At 65.6% G+C, this 13,892-nt stretch carries 14 protein-coding genes and 1 rRNA gene; 1 reads left to right on the top strand and 14 read right to left on the bottom strand.

The genetic code is table 11. The features are described from left to right. Nucleotides 1-11 precede the first annotated feature (11 nt). Complete coding sequence (locus tag ASH00_RS07675; protein ID WP_056547017.1) at nt 12-488, bottom strand: 8-oxo-dGTP diphosphatase; 477 nt, start codon at nt 486-488, stop codon at nt 12-14. A gap of 11 nt (nt 489-499) precedes the next feature. Continuing rightward, the gene (locus tag ASH00_RS07670) at nt 500-1,231 is read right to left on the bottom strand and encodes an ion transporter (RefSeq protein ID WP_235563227.1); all 732 of its coding nucleotides are present in this window, start codon (nt 1,229-1,231) and stop codon (nt 500-502) included. A gap of 79 nt (nt 1,232-1,310) precedes the next feature. Between ASH00_RS07670 and ASH00_RS07665 the strand changes: the two genes are divergently transcribed. Then, nucleotides 1,311-1,796 (top strand): ion channel, encoded by a 486-nt coding sequence (locus tag ASH00_RS07665; protein ID WP_056547015.1) that lies wholly within the window; start codon nt 1,311-1,313, stop codon nt 1,794-1,796. 68 nt (nt 1,797-1,864) lie between these two features. Here the strand turns inward: ASH00_RS07665 and ASH00_RS07660 are convergent, their stop codons facing one another. The 12 genes from ASH00_RS07660 to rrf all read right to left on the bottom strand — a co-directional run. After that, the gene (locus ASH00_RS07660; RefSeq protein ID WP_056547011.1) at nt 1,865-3,244 is read right to left on the bottom strand and encodes a hypothetical protein; all 1,380 of its coding nucleotides are present in this window, start codon (nt 3,242-3,244) and stop codon (nt 1,865-1,867) included. 1 nt (nt 3,245) lies between these two features. Continuing rightward, nucleotides 3,246-3,782 carry an RNA polymerase sigma factor gene (locus tag ASH00_RS07655; protein ID WP_056547009.1) on the bottom strand — a complete coding sequence of 179 codons (537 nt, stop codon included), beginning with the start codon at nt 3,780-3,782 and terminating at the stop codon, nt 3,246-3,248. Between the two features lie 69 nt (nt 3,783-3,851). After that, the gene (gene xerD, locus ASH00_RS07650; RefSeq protein ID WP_056547006.1) at nt 3,852-4,835 is read right to left on the bottom strand and encodes a site-specific tyrosine recombinase XerD; all 984 of its coding nucleotides are present in this window, start codon (nt 4,833-4,835) and stop codon (nt 3,852-3,854) included. A gap of 4 nt (nt 4,836-4,839) precedes the next feature. Beyond that, nucleotides 4,840-5,523, bottom strand: coding sequence for an NUDIX domain-containing protein (locus ASH00_RS07645; RefSeq protein WP_056547003.1), 684 nt, complete (start codon nt 5,521-5,523; stop codon nt 4,840-4,842). 2 nt (nt 5,524-5,525) lie between these two features. Beyond that, nucleotides 5,526-7,229 (bottom strand): CTP synthase, encoded by a 1,704-nt coding sequence (locus ASH00_RS07640; protein WP_056547000.1) that lies wholly within the window; start codon nt 7,227-7,229, stop codon nt 5,526-5,528. Then, on the bottom strand, nt 7,226-8,947 hold the full coding sequence (recN, locus tag ASH00_RS07635; RefSeq protein WP_056546997.1) for a DNA repair protein RecN: 1,722 nt from the start codon (nt 8,945-8,947) through the stop codon (nt 7,226-7,228). The genes ASH00_RS07640 and recN overlap by 4 nt, the downstream gene beginning before the upstream one ends. Further along, nucleotides 8,944-9,870, bottom strand: a complete 927-nt coding sequence (locus ASH00_RS07630) for an NAD kinase (protein ID WP_056546994.1) — start codon at nt 9,868-9,870, stop codon at nt 8,944-8,946. The genes recN and ASH00_RS07630 overlap by 4 nt, the downstream gene beginning before the upstream one ends. 30 nt (nt 9,871-9,900) lie before the next feature. Beyond that, nucleotides 9,901-10,731, bottom strand: a complete 831-nt coding sequence (locus ASH00_RS07625) for a TlyA family RNA methyltransferase (protein WP_082565982.1) — start codon at nt 10,729-10,731, stop codon at nt 9,901-9,903. 2 nt (nt 10,732-10,733) lie between these two features. Continuing rightward, complete coding sequence (locus ASH00_RS07620) at nt 10,734-10,949, bottom strand: hypothetical protein (protein WP_056546992.1); 216 nt, start codon at nt 10,947-10,949, stop codon at nt 10,734-10,736. A gap of 9 nt (nt 10,950-10,958) precedes the next feature. Beyond that, complete coding sequence (locus ASH00_RS07615; protein WP_082565981.1) at nt 10,959-12,002, bottom strand: HAD-IIA family hydrolase; 1,044 nt, start codon at nt 12,000-12,002, stop codon at nt 10,959-10,961. Beyond that, entirely contained in the window at nt 11,959-13,614 is a 1,656-nt protein-coding gene (locus ASH00_RS16985; protein WP_235563224.1) for a hypothetical protein, read from the bottom strand. Before ASH00_RS16985 ends, ASH00_RS07615 begins: the two co-directional genes overlap by 44 nt. Before the next feature lie 188 nt (nt 13,615-13,802). Further along, a 5S ribosomal RNA gene (rrf, locus tag ASH00_RS07600) occupies nt 13,803-13,892 on the bottom strand; the annotation flags it as partial.

Raw genomic sequence — 13,892 nt, 5'->3', positions numbered from 1 at the left:
TCCGCCGGGGACTAGGCGAAGTCCGCTGTCCGCACCGTCTCATTGTCGCTATTGAGGGTGACGGTGACGTCCAGGCGCTGGCTGCGCAATACGTGACCGAGCCAGTGCCTGGCGTCCTCCCACATGCCGTCCCAGGGCACCTGCCCAACGGGGTACCAGCAGGGATCGATCTCATCTGTGAGGGCCGGCTCACCGCTGAAGCGGTCGGCCGAAAAGACCACTGCGTCCATGTCCAGTACGGGCTTGACCGGAAAGCGCCACCGCACCGGACCGAGCTCCAGGAGATCCGCCACGTCAACGACTATCCCGGATTCCTCCTGAACCTCCCGGGCCGCTGCTTCTCCCGCAGTTTCACCGGGTTCGATCCCGCCGCCAAGCGCAACGATCCGGCCCGTTCCGAATCCGGAGCGCTTCATTCCGAGCAGCACTTCGCGGCCGGCCTTCGTGTGCCGGAACAGAAAACAGAGCGCAACGCGTCGGGGGGTCATGCGAGCCAAGTTTAGTCGCGGCCGATTCCAGGGTTGATACCGCCGTCCGGTGTGGTCCGCCGCCGGTCATCCTCGCGAAGAAAGAATGCGCCCAGCGAACCCGCCAGCGTAGCGAAGACACCAATCGAATAAACGGCGAGCACAACCTGCATCACGCGGGCGAAGCCCGTCTCCGGTGTGATTCCACTGCCGGTGATCGTGGCCATCGCGCTTTCGAACAGCGCCTCGCCGTAATTCGAGTGGGTTCCGGTCGCATAGAAAAGCTGGCTCGTCGCCAGGATGACGACGGCGGTCACGGCGACCATCCAGCCAATCCGGCTGGAGAGCAGCCTTCCAGCCGAGCGCGAACCCCGGATCCCTGCGGAGAGAATTCCTCCCACCCGTGCCACTCGTGTCAGCCGCAACAGGCGCACCGCCTGCAGCGCACGGAAGAACCGGAGGAACGGCACCAGCAGGAAGATCACCTGCCACCAGTTCTTCTTCCAGAACGCCTTGCTGAACCCTGCGATGTAGGCACGCAGAAAGAATTCGGCGACAAACACTGCCCAGAAGACCCAGCCCGCGATGCTCAGTGCCAACACCAGGGTCGGGTTGGTAGCGAGGAGCTGGCCCAAGACCACGAAGAGGAAGACCAACCCGAGCACACCCATCGGCCGATCCAGGCGGCGGGCGAGCATTTCGGCGGCGGTCAGGCTGTCTCCCGGAGTGGGCGGTTCGGAAGAGAATTGGTGCGAGTCGTTCACTCGCCCATCTTTCCACGACGGGATGCTGAACCGGTTAGACTGCTCCGACCGACGACCCCCGACCAGTCAGGAGAGCGTTGTGCCGTTGCTGCTGTCCGTCCTCGGTGCTTTGGTGATCCTGCTGGGGCTGATCGAGGTGTTTCACACGCTTCTTCACCCCAGCGGCCGCGGGCGCCTCAGCAGATTGTGCGTGGCGGCCGTCTGGAGGATCATGCGGCGCCTGGGAGACAAGGGCGCCGGAATTGCCGGGCCGCTCGCGCTCGTCTGCGTGATCGTTTTCTGGGCTGCCCTGCAGGCGCTCGGCTGGGCGCTGATGCTCTATCCTCACGTACCCCAGGGCTTCACCTACTCTCCTGGCCTCGATCCTTCCCGTTACGGTGACGCCGCTGAGGCCTTCTACATTTCCATGGTGACCCTGACGACCCTGGGATACGGAGACGTCATTGCTACCGACCCCCTTGCGGCGTTCCTCAAGGAAGAGTTTACGCAGGACGGCGAATCAACACAGGAAATCTTCCGGTCCTACGCCAGTGACCACCGGTATCCCTACCGCGAAGGAACGTGACGAACAAACGCCCTGCTTCCGGGTCCGGACGGACGAGGAAGCAGGGCGTCAGCGGTCTGGAATGCGACTTAGTCGGTGACGGTGATTGAGTCAGCGATTTCGGCGAGCTGGGCGAACTCTTCCGACTGGGCGTAGGCTTCCGCTTCAGCCATCGAGCTGAACTCAAGCGCACCTCCCTGTTCGTACGGTGACATCGCGAAGGTGGTTGTCAGCGCCAGCAGACCGGTTCCCGGTCCACTGATCACGTTGTAGAGCATGCAGGATTCTCCGGATGCAGGCTGGTCTGCGCCGATCAGCGACGGGGCCGCTATCAGCGGATTTCCCTCGAAAATCCGAAGCGTGAAGCGGGCCGGCACCTCTGAACCCCCGGGAACAGTGACGGAAACGGGGACCGCTCCAAGTTCCTGCCACGGCACCGGGGCCTGGGAACACACGCCGCCGAGGCCGCTCGCGTTCGAGTGCTGCAGATTGGCAACCTTTGTGACTTCGGCATTCACCAGGTCCACTCCCTGTGAGGCGGGTACGACATCCCAGTCACTCCGGGTGTCGAACACGACCCCAAGTTCCGTCAATTCGTGGGTCTCACGCGTTTCTGGTGCACCCGGCGCGTCCCCCACGAGCTCCGGGCGCAGTTCCACGGGAATGCCGACGTCGATGAACTGCTGGTCCATCATTTCCTGCGGCGTACGGCCGTCCACGACGGGGAGGAACTCCCACTTCGTGAGCGCGCTGTAGCCGGCAGTTTCAACCAGCCATTGGCCATCCACCCGTCGAGCGACGTAGTACCAGGCGTTGCCGCCGTCCTGCGGGTTGGCCTCAAAGCCCGCGTCCGTCAGTTCCATCGCCATCCACTCATCGGTGCAACCAACTACCGCATAATGGCTGGGATCAGCCGCGAAGGGGGTCAGGCTCATGAAGTCACTCCCCTGTTCCATGACGCGGTCGACGTCCTGCACGCGGCAACCCTCGTCCGCCGGAGGACCTGTCGGCACCCCGCTCGGCTCGACACTTGGTTCCGGAGTCGGTTCCGCGGTCGGTTCAGCTGACGGCGACGGATCGGCCGTTCCTTGCTGGGTCGGTTCAACCGATGGCGCGGGGTCCGTTGTTCCCGCAGGCAGGGGCGACTCAGCACCCAGGGAACCGCCGACGACGACGGCGCCTGCCACCACTGCTGCCGCGGCAGCACCGGCGAGAATCATTGCTGTCCTGCGGCGGCGCCGCAGGGGGACGACGACGGGACGGTCATCGCTGAAGGCGTCGTTCCCGTCATTACCGGTTTCGCGGCCGACGATATGCAAGCTGTCGATAGGTTCGGTGTTCATGGCAACTCCAGGTTCCTGCTGGCCGTTCCCGGCCGGAAGAGCGATAATCTCGGTGGGTGAATCGGAGGATTCCCGTTCGGCGCGCACGGGGTCGAGGCCCCGGATCAGGTTCTCTATGCGGTCCATTTCAGGCTCCTTCTTCTGCCATGAGAGCGGCAGGCATCATCTGTGCGAATGCGGCGCGGGCACGGTGCAGGCGCACCTTGGCTGCGGAGGGACTACACCCCAGCACCTCACTGATCTCTGTGGTGGACAGGTCATCCCAATAGGCGAGGAGTAGAACTTCCCGTTCCTTCTCCCGGAGCCGCAGCAGTGAATCGGCTACCGCCTGCTGCCCCGCTCCGTTTCCGGCCCGGGCGGCAAGAACAACCGAGTCCCGTACCCGTTGCATGAGATGCTCGGCCCGCTCACGGCGGCGGTATTCATTGCCGATGACGTTGCGGGCGACGGTGAGAAGCCACGCCGGCGTGACGTCTGAGGCTTGCGGGTTCCGCTGCCAGGCGATACGGAACACGTCGTTGGTGAGTTCCTCGGCTGCTTCCCTGCTGCTCACCCGCCGGTGTATGAAGGAAAACACGCGGTCGCGGTGTTCTCTGTGTAACGCCGCGAAAACGTCATCGTATCGCTGCAACACTGTCCCCCCTGGTGTATGTGTCCTGTCCATACACCTATAGTTTCCGACACGCCTTCCGGGGTTACAGGCACTGTCAATTATCTGTCAGGCAGATACCAATTAAAGCGCGCGCGGGTGGGCTGCCGCATAAATTTCGCGCAGCGTGTCCGCGGTGACCAGCGTGTACACCTGGGTTGTCGTGACGGACGCATGTCCCAGGAGCTCCTGGACAACCCGGACGTCGGCGCCTCCCTGCAGCAGGTGGGTGGCGAAGGAGTGGCGAAGGGTATGGGGTGACACTTCCCCGGCTACTTTGGCGCGCTCCGCAGCGGCTTTTAGGATGGTCCATGCACTTTGCCTGCTCAGCCGGCCGCCGCGGAGATTGAGGAACAGTGCAGGAGCACTGTTCCTCTCGGATGCGTTGGCGGCCAGCGCCGGGCGAGCCCGCACCAGGTAGGACTCTATGGCCCGCGCCGCGTAGGAGCCGAGCGGCACCAGCCGCTCTTTGGACCCCTTGCCGAACAGACGGACGACGGCGGGACCATCCAGGGCTGCATCGACCGACACATCATCCACGTCCAGTCCTACGGCCTCGCTGATGCGTGCCCCGGTCGAGTACAGAAACTCCAGCAGTGCCCGGTCACGCAGACCGCCGGGAGTGGAAGTGTCGACGGCTTCGAGGATCCGGGTGACGTCGTCCACGGAGATCGCCTTCGGAAGCCGCTGCCCGGCGGTGGGCGGGTGCACATCCTCGGCGGGATCCGCCGTCGTCGTTCCTTCAAGTGCGAGGAAGCGGTGCAGGCCGCGTACAGCGACAACGGTACGGGCGGCGGAGCGGGGGCTCAGCGGCGCCTGCCCGTCCTCGCCGGCGGCCAGTCCCTGCGCGAACGCGGACACCTGCTGGCGCGTAACGGTGTCCATCGACTCGATGCCCGCTGCTGTGAGGAAGCGGTGGTATCTCAGCAGGTCGCGGCGATAGGCCGCAAGGGTGTTCACGGAGAGGCCGCGCTCCACCAGCATGTGCTGGAGGTACTCGCTGATGAGCCGGCCGGGTCCAGTGGTCTGGAGCTCGTCCGGTGCGGTCGCTTGCCTACCCTCGGCCATTGGGTCAGTCCTGCAGGACAGGGCCCTGGGGCCACGTTCCGTGCTGGCTATGGTGCTCGGGCCAGGGAGCATCTGCGGGGCGGAGGGACCGGTAACCCGACGTCTTGGCCGCCGCCGCTGCCAGCACGGCTGCCGCGGCGGAGGGGCTGTGGATCCGCCCCTCGAGCACTGCCTGGACTGCATCCGGCAAAGGTACCCAGGCGAGCTCGATTTCGGCTTCCTCATGGGTGCGGGTGTGCCGCTTGTCCTGAGGAACTTCCTCAATGCCCTGTGCGAGGTAGATACGCAGGGCTTCACTCGAGGAGCCAGGCGACAGGAACAGGTCCGACAGGACGTGCCAGGTGCTCGCCGTGACGTCCGCTTCCTCAGCCAGTTCCCGAGCTGCGGCGACGGCGAAGTCCTCCCCGTCAACGTCGAGGAGCCCGGCAGGAATCTCCCACAAATCCATCCGTACCGGGTGGCGGTACTGGCGAAGCAGCAGGACGCGCTCGGAATCATCCATGGCGAGAATCGCGACCGCGCCCGGGTGCTGGATGTACTCGCGGGTGATCGGCTCGCCGTCCTCATCCAGCCGGAAGGTCTCGCTGACCACATCCCAAATCTTGCCGGAGAAAGCCGTGGTGGAGTTGAGCAACCGGCGTGGACTCTGCCGGTCAGCTACTGCGGCGGCCTGCGGCTCGACTCCCATGGCTAAGCCTTGACGCCCCGGCGAGAGAGGGCCGCCTTGACCAGCCCGGCAAACAGCGGATGCGGGCGGGTGGGACGCGAGCTCAGCTCGGGGTGGGCCTGGGTGGAAACATAGTACGGGTGTGCCGACGCGGGCAGTTCCACGAACTCGACCAGCTTGCCGTCCGTGGTGGTACCGGAGACAACCAAACCGGCGGCCTCGAGCTTCTCGCGGTACTCGTTGTTCACTTCGTAGCGGTGGCGGTGGCGCTCGCTCACCTCGGTGCGGCCGTACGTCTTTGCGATCACGGACCCCTCCTTGAGCGATGCGTCCCACAGGCCGAGCCGCATAGTGCCGCCCATGTCACCCTCGCCGGCAACGATCTCGAGCTGCTCAGCCATGGTGGCGATGACCGGGAAATCAGTGTCAGGCTCAAACTCGGTGGATGAAGCGCCCTTCAGGCCCACAACGTTGCGGGCGTACTCGATCACCATGCACTGCAGACCGAGGCAGAGACCCAGCGTGGGCACCTTGTTCTCACGGGCGTAGCGCAGGGCACCGAGCTTGCCCTCAAGCCCGCGGATGCCGAAGCCACCTGGGACGCAGATGGCGTCAGCGCCATCGAGCGCCTGTGCCGCACCGTCCGGGGTTGCGCAATCGTCCGAGGGCACCCAGCGGATCTGGACCTTGGCCTTGTTCGCGAAGCCGCCGGCACGCAGCGCCTCGGTCACGGAGAGATAGGCGTCCGGGAGGTCAATGTACTTGCCGACCAGCGCAATCTCGACATGGTGCTTCGGGTGGTGAACGGCTTCGAGGAGCTTGTTCCACTTGGTCCAGTTGACGTCCTTGAACTTCAAGTCGAGTGCCTGGACGATGTAGGCGTCGAGTCCCTGCGCGTGGAGGGTCTTGGGGATGTCATAGATGCTGGGGGCGTCAGCGGCGTTGATCACTGCATCGACATCCACATCACACATGCGGCCGATCTTCTCGCGCATGGCATCCGGCACCTCGCGGTCTGACCTGATGACGATGGCGTCCGGCTGGATACCGATTGATCGCAGCATGGCCACCGAATGCTGCGTGGGCTTGGTCTTCAGCTCCTGTGAGGGTCCGATGTAGGGCACGAGCGACACATGGACGAAGAACACGTTGTTTCGGCCGATATCCTGGCGCACCTGACGCGCCGACTCAAGGAACGGCTGGGACTCGATGTCACCGACCGTGCCGCCGATCTCGGTGATGATGACATCCGGTGCCTTGCGGGACCCTGTGGGCTCCGCGGGCAGGCGCATGCGGCGCTTTATTTCATCGGTGATGTGCGGAATGACCTGCACAGTGTCACCCAGGTACTCGCCGCGCCGTTCCTTGGCGATGACCTCGGAGTACACCTGGCCGGTGGTGACGTTGGCTGAGCCGTCAAGGCTCTCATCGAGGAAGCGCTCATAATGACCGATGTCGAGGTCCGTCTCCGCGCCGTCGTCGGTCACAAAGACCTCGCCGTGCTGGAACGGATTCATGGTGCCGGGATCAACGTTCAGATACGGATCCAGCTTCTGCATGGTGACGGACAGACCGCGCGCCCTCAACAGGTGCCCGAGGCTGGAAGCCGTCAGTCCCTTACCGAGAGAAGACGCCACACCACCGGTGACGAAGATGTGCTTGGTAGTCTTTGCGGACTTCTGGAACCGGGAGATTGTTTGCTGCACCACGGAGTTCGACCCTATCACCTGACGGCTGTCCGCGCTGCATCAAGCAGAAGCTCCTCCGCGTGTGCCTGGGCGCTGGCAGACTCCTCCTGACCCGCGAGCATACGCGCGAGTTCCCGCACCCGCTCCGACTCCGGGAGGACCTCGACGTCGCTGGCGGTGAAACCGCCGTCTGCCGCCCTGCTCTTCGTCACGCGGATATGGTGCGAGGCGAATGCCGCCACCTGCGGCAGGTGGGTGACGACGACAACCTGTACATGCTGGGCCAACATGGCAAGACGACGCCCGATTTCGACGGCGGCCTTGCCGCCGACTCCCGCGTCAACCTCGTCGAAAACGAAAGTCGGTACGGGATCCACGGCGGCGAGCACCACCTCGATCGCCAGCATGACCCGTGAGAGCTCACCGCCCGAGGCACCCTTGCCCAGTGGACGCGGGGCCGCCCCGGCATGCGGCTGCAGGGAGAAGGAAACCTCGTCGGCGCCCAGCGGTCCAGGGGTGCCGCCCGAAGTGACGTCGATGATGAGCAGCGCATCAGGCATGGCCAAGGCGGAAAGTTCGCTGCTGACCCGTGCGGACAGGTCTTCTGCGGCAGCCCGTCGCAGCCGGCCAAGGACCTCCGCGTCAGCGACCAGTTTGCTTTCCAAAGCAGAAGCTTCCTGCTGCAGGCCCTCGATTCTGTCGGAGTCACCGCTGATCTCGTCGAGCCGGTCCCGGCTGGTGGCTGCCCAGTCGAGCACCTCGCTGATGGACGGAGCGTACTTGCGGATCAGAATGTTGAGCTCTGCCCGCCGCGCCTCGACCTCGGCCAGCCGCTCGGGCCCCTCCGAGTCAAGAGATGCCGCGTAGCCGGCCAGCTCGGTGGAGATGTCAGCCAGGATGTAACCGACTTCAGCGAGCCGCTCGGCCAGTGATCCCAGCTCAGCGTCATGCGCTCCGACCGCTTCCAACTGGCGCTTCGCCGCATCTACCAGAGTTGTGGCATCGCCCGATTCGGGGAACTCACCCGACACCAGCGCCTGATGCGCGGCCGCGGCCGCAGTGCGAAGCTCCTCGACGTTGCCGAGCTTCATCGCTTCCGCTTTCAACGCCTCGTCCTCATTCGGCTGTGGGTCAACGGCATCGATCTCCCCGAGTGCCGACTGAAGCGACTCGGCCTCCCGCAGCCTGTCCCGCTCCGCGCTCCGCAGCGCCTCGAGGCTCGCGCTCACCTCCCGCCAGCGCCGGTACGTGCCCTGGTAGGCGGCAAGGGCGGCGGCGAGCTCTGGGCCCCCGAACTTGTCCAGCGCCTCGCGTTGTGCCGCAGCACTGCGAAGCCGGAGCTGGTCCGACTGGCCATGGACCACCACCAGCTTCTCCCCCACCTCGGCAAGGACGCCGGCGGGAGCTGATCTTCCACCGACGTAGGCGCGGCTACGGCCGTCGCTATTGACTGTGCGGGCGAGAATCAGGCCGGCACCGCCGTCGTCGTCTGTTTCCAGCTCGCCGCCCGCTTCCAGGGCTCGCTGCGCTGCAGCGCCCTGAAGGTCCACGCGAAGCACTGCCTCAGCGGACGCGTTCTTCGCGCCAAGGCGCACAGCGCCGGCGTCGGAACGCGCGCCCATCAGCAGGTTCAGCGCAGAGAGGACCATCGTCTTGCCCGCGCCGGTTTCACCGGTGACAACGCTGAAGCCGGCCCCCAGGGAGAGCGTCGCGTCTGCGATCACTCCGAGGTCGCGGATCCGGATCTCCTCGATCATCGGGCGGGCTCGCCGTCATGAGTGGCCGGGCCACGCCAGCCCTGAGTGGGCAGCTCGAACTTGCGGACGAGCCGCTCCGAGAAGGGTGTCTGATGCGTGCGCGCCAGCCGGACCGGGATATCTGACCGCGTGGCCTCAACCCGGGCGCCGGGCCGCAGATCGACGGTGCGCCGCCCATCACACCAGAGCACGCCGGATGCGTCGGTGCGGGTGAGGAGTTCCACGGCGAGCAGCGACGTCGGGGCGACCACGAGCGGCTTCGCGAAGAGCGCGTGCGCACTGATCGGAGCCACCAGGAGGGCCTCCACCTCCGGCCAGACAACCGGACCGCCGGAAGAGAAAGCGTACGCGGTGGAACCGGTGGGGGTAGCCAGGACGACGCCGTCGCAGCCGAAGGAGCTGACCGGGCGGCCATCAACTTCCAGGACCACCTCGATCATGCGCTCACGGTTGGCCTTCTCGATCGCGGCCTCGTTGAGCGCCCAGGTCTGTGCGGTCAGCTGGTCGCCACGCCAGACCTGCACGTCGATGGCCATGCGTTCCTCGACGGTGTAATCCTTGTCCACGACCCAGCGGACCGCCTCGGCGAGATCCGCCCGCTCACTCTCGGCGAGGAAACCGACATGGCCGAGGTTGACGCCCAGTAGCGGAACGTCTGTCCCGCGGACCAGTTCAGCTGCACGGAGGATGGTTCCATCTCCGCCGAGCACCATGCCAAGCTCGATGTCCTCAAGTCCCGCGTCCGCCCCGAGCGTCTCGGTAGGCGCTGCCAGCGTGCCGTACTCCGCCTGGATGTCGCGCAGCTCCTCGGCGCGCATGACCGGAGTCAGCCCGGAAGCGTGCAGCCGTGTGCAGGCCTCCTGGGCAGCGGCCATTGCGTCATGCCGGCCGGTGTGGGCGAGTACCAGTATGCGTCTAGTCATCACGCTCCGTTGTATCAGGTGGGGACGGCTTCACGCATCGCCGCTGGTGCCGAACGCGGAGCTGCCGTCCACGATTCGGTGCGCAAGTTGACCTGCGTCCCTACCGATCCTAGGCACCATCGAGCCCGAGGGCACCTTCATCCACAGAAAGAACTCCACATTTCCGTTCTGACCCGCCAGTGGGCTACGCGCGACCCCCTCGACGTCGAGACCTGCTTCCAGTGCGGAATGCACCACGCCGACGACGGCGCCGCGCCGCTGCTCCTCATCCGTCACCACTCCGGTGCGGCTGAGTGCGCTCCTGCCGACCTCAAACTGCGGCTTGACCATGAGCACCAGATCCCCGCCTTTCCGCGTCGCATTCGCAAGCGGTGCCATCACGAGGGTCAGCGAGATGAAGGAAAGGTCCGCAACCGTCAGGTCCACCTGCCCGCCGATCTGCCCCGAGTCGAGGAACCGGACATTGAGCCCTTCGTGCACGAAAACGCGCGGATCGTTACGCAACTGATCGACCAGCTGCCCGTGCCCAACATCCACCGCCACCACTTCGGCCGCGCCACGGCGAAGCAGGACGTCGGTGAAGCCGCCGGTGGACGCGCCCGCGTCGAGGCACCGCTTGCCCTGAACCCCGACGCCGGTGAAGACTTCCAGCGCACCTTCGAGCTTGTATGCGGCGCGGCTGGGGTAGTCGGGGGCGCCGCTGCCGGCCACGAGTATCTCGTCACCCTCCGAGACCGACGACGACGCCTTGGTCAGGACAGAGCCGGAGCGGCGAACCTTGCCTTCTGCGATGAGTTGCGCCGCATGGGATCGTGAGCGGGCCAGCCCACGGGCCACCAGCTCCTGGTCCAGTCGGGCCACGCTCAGCTGTGCTCCGTGTTGAGCTCAGCGAGCAGCTCGTCGTGAAGCTGTTCGTAGGCCGTGTGCTGGTCCGCCTCGGCCAGCTCAGGCATCGCGGTGAGCGTGTGCAGAACGTCGTCCACGGCCGCGTCACCGGTGGACGACACTGTTGGATAATCCGCTAGCCCGCCGTCCGGCAGCGATCCTTGCTCAACAGGAGGCGGTTCAGTGGCTCCCACGATGGCTCCTCATCGTTCCGCATCCTCGTCAAGGAATTTCAGTCCGGGAAGATCGGCGGTGTCCTGCAGCGGGCACGCTGCCCACCAGGCAGCGCACGCTGCACGCCAGGCGTCGAGATCATCGCGGCCACCGGTCATAAGAACGACGCCGTTCTCAACGCTGGCTGACGACTCACCGCAGGAGAAGACGCCGTCCTGCTCGGTGACCTCCGGATAAGGACGGTGCAGCTGGTCAAGGTCCGCGAAAAGGTACGTTGGGCGCTGCTCGGTGACGGCTGCCAGCGCGTTCGCTGCCGTGTCCACTCCGGTGAGCACCAGCGCCGTGGCCATTCCGGCACGGTTTCCGCCGAGAATATCCGTGTCGAGGCGGTCGCCGACCACCAGCGCTTCCTCGACGCCGAGGTGAGCCGCCGCCGTTGTGAACAATTGGGCTTCAGGCTTGCCGGCGACGATCGGGCTTCTACCGGTGGCTGCGCTCACCGCCGCGACGAGCGTGCCATTGCCTGGAGCGATTCCACGTGCCTGCGGGATGGACATGTCTGTGTTCGTGGCGACCCACACCGCGCCGCCGGCAACCGCAAACGCAGCCTCGGCGAGATCCTTCCATCCAAGCGATGGCTCGAAGCCCTGAATGACGGCGTCGGGAACCGGATCCGCCGTGGTCACCGGAACGAGGCCCTGATCAGCTACATGCTGTGCAAGGACCGCGCTGCCGGTGACGAGAACTGTTGCCCCCTGCGCCACCTGCGTAGCCAGGAGTTCGGCGCCCGCCAACGCCGACCCGAAGACCTGCTCAGCTGTGGCTGGAGCGCCCAGCTCGCGAAGATGTGCTGCCACCTCCGCTGAGGATCGGGATGCGTTATTGGTGATGTAAGCGAGGGCGACGCCAAGGTCCCGGAGCTTCTCCAGTGCCTCAGTGGCACCGGGAATCGCTGACGGGCCTGCATAGACGACGCCGTCAAGATCAGCGAGTACAGCACCGTAACGGCATGCCAGCGGCGTACCGGTCTCACTCACTGTCACGCTGCTCCTCACCGTCACCCTGCTCCTCATCGTTAGCGGGAGCCTCATCAGCCGTGGATTCGACATCCTGGTCCGGAGTTGAACTGACACTCTGGACAGCGCCCCTTGCAGCGGTGCGGTCCAGCTCCAAGTCTTCGTCCTCGCCAACGAGGTCGATGATATCGGGATCCGCAAAGGCACCGACACCGAGAGCATTCTCCGCACGTTCAGCCTGGCGCTGCCAGGACGCCGCTTCCTCCCCGCGGCCCACTGCAGCAAGAGCGTCTGCGTAGGCACGGAACAGCCGGGGGCTGTAGCTGAAGGCGCGGTTCTTTGTCAGCTGCGGGATCTCGAGCGCGGCGACCGCGGCGTCGAGTTGGTCGAGGTCGGTTCGCGCCCCGGATACCACGATGGCCAACTCGACTTTCCCCGCTGCGTCGAGGGAGGACGCGTCCTCAGACCGGGCGAGGTCCAGGGCGCGGTCAGGGCGGCCAAGTCCGCGCTCGCAATCTGCCATTACCGGAAGGTGGACGTTCGATCCGTTGATTCGCCGGTAGGTCCGGAACTCTCGCAGGGCCTCGCCATAGTGTCCCGCCGCGTATGCGGTGAGACCGACCGCTTCGCGGACAACAGCGAGACGGCCCCCGCGACGGCTCGCCGCGAGAGCATGCTGGAACGCAAGCTCCGGCTCGTCGTCGATCAGGCGTCCGGCCATGACGAGATGCTTCGCCACCCACAGGGCGCTTCGCTCCTCGAGGTTCCGGATTTCCGCGCGCGTGACCTTGTCCAGTTCGCTTCCCGTGACATCTTCATCGATCTCGGGCGAACGTTCCCGATCCGGTCGGTTGGCACTGCGAAGATCACGCGCGTTATGCGGGCGCTCGAATGGAGCGTCGTTCGGTCCTGTTTCTCTGGGCGAACGCTCAGGACGCCGCCCGTACTCTGCTTCCCTGCGGTCGCCTCCCCGAGGTGCATCACCGTAAGAGCGCACCGGACGACGGTCCTCGCCGAAGTTGCGGCTTTGTCCACGATCGCCGCCACGGGAGAATCCGTCGCGTCCGGAAGAGCCCCCGGGGCGCGACCTGGTTCCATCCGAGGCTCCGCCGCTTCCGCGCTCTCGGTACGAACGGCCTTCGGCGCCGGCTTCACGTGACCTATTGTCCCCGCCGGTTGGCCGGTCCCAGCGCCGTGCAGGGTCACCGGCATTCCGGGAGTCCTGATCACGCTTGGGGCGGCGCTCGCCGCGCTGCCCATCCCGGTCCTGCCAGTTCGGACGGTTGCCGGACTCGGCTGGTCTGCCCCGACCGCCGAAATCCCTGCGGGGACCGCGGTCGTTGCCACTCTCACGAGAGCCACCCTCACGACGCTGGCCGCCACCTTCACGGGTCGGCCGGCCGGAGCCACCCTCGCGACGCTGGCCACCACCCTCACGGGTCGGCCGGCCGGAGCCGCTTTCGGAGCGATCCTGATAACGCGGCCGGTCACCGGATTCAGGCTTGCGGCGGTCTGCGCCGCTACCGGCCCCCCGCGGCGCGGAAAAGCCCCGCCGAGGCCGTTCACTCGGGTCACTCCCGCGACGTTCCGCACCGCGGCGCTCTTCGCCGCGCTTATCATCCTCGCGGTGATTCGCTCCGCGGTCACGGAAGGGTTCCCGATCAGCCATGGCACAATTCCTCTCGTCATGAGCTGACCTGACCCTGTGTCGGACGCTCTCGCTGTTGATCTATGTGTGAAGTGTCGGAGGATTCTGAGCCTGCGATCTTCCCATTGTAGGCAAGAGCCGGCAGGCGTGTCCGGGTCGTTAAATGACTGAGGCTCCGACAGTATGTCGGAGCCTCAGTGCTAAGTGTTGTCCGGCGGTGTCCTACTCTCCCACACTCTCTCGGGTGCAGTACCATCGGCGCTGTGGGTCTTAGCTTCCGGGTTCGGAATGGGACCGGG

The sequence above is a fragment of the Arthrobacter sp. Soil782 genome (genome assembly GCF_001428435.1).
Classification (GTDB): Bacteria; Actinomycetota; Actinomycetes; order Actinomycetales; family Micrococcaceae; genus Arthrobacter_D; species Arthrobacter_D parietis.
This window is presented reverse-complemented; position numbering and strand designations above follow the sequence as displayed.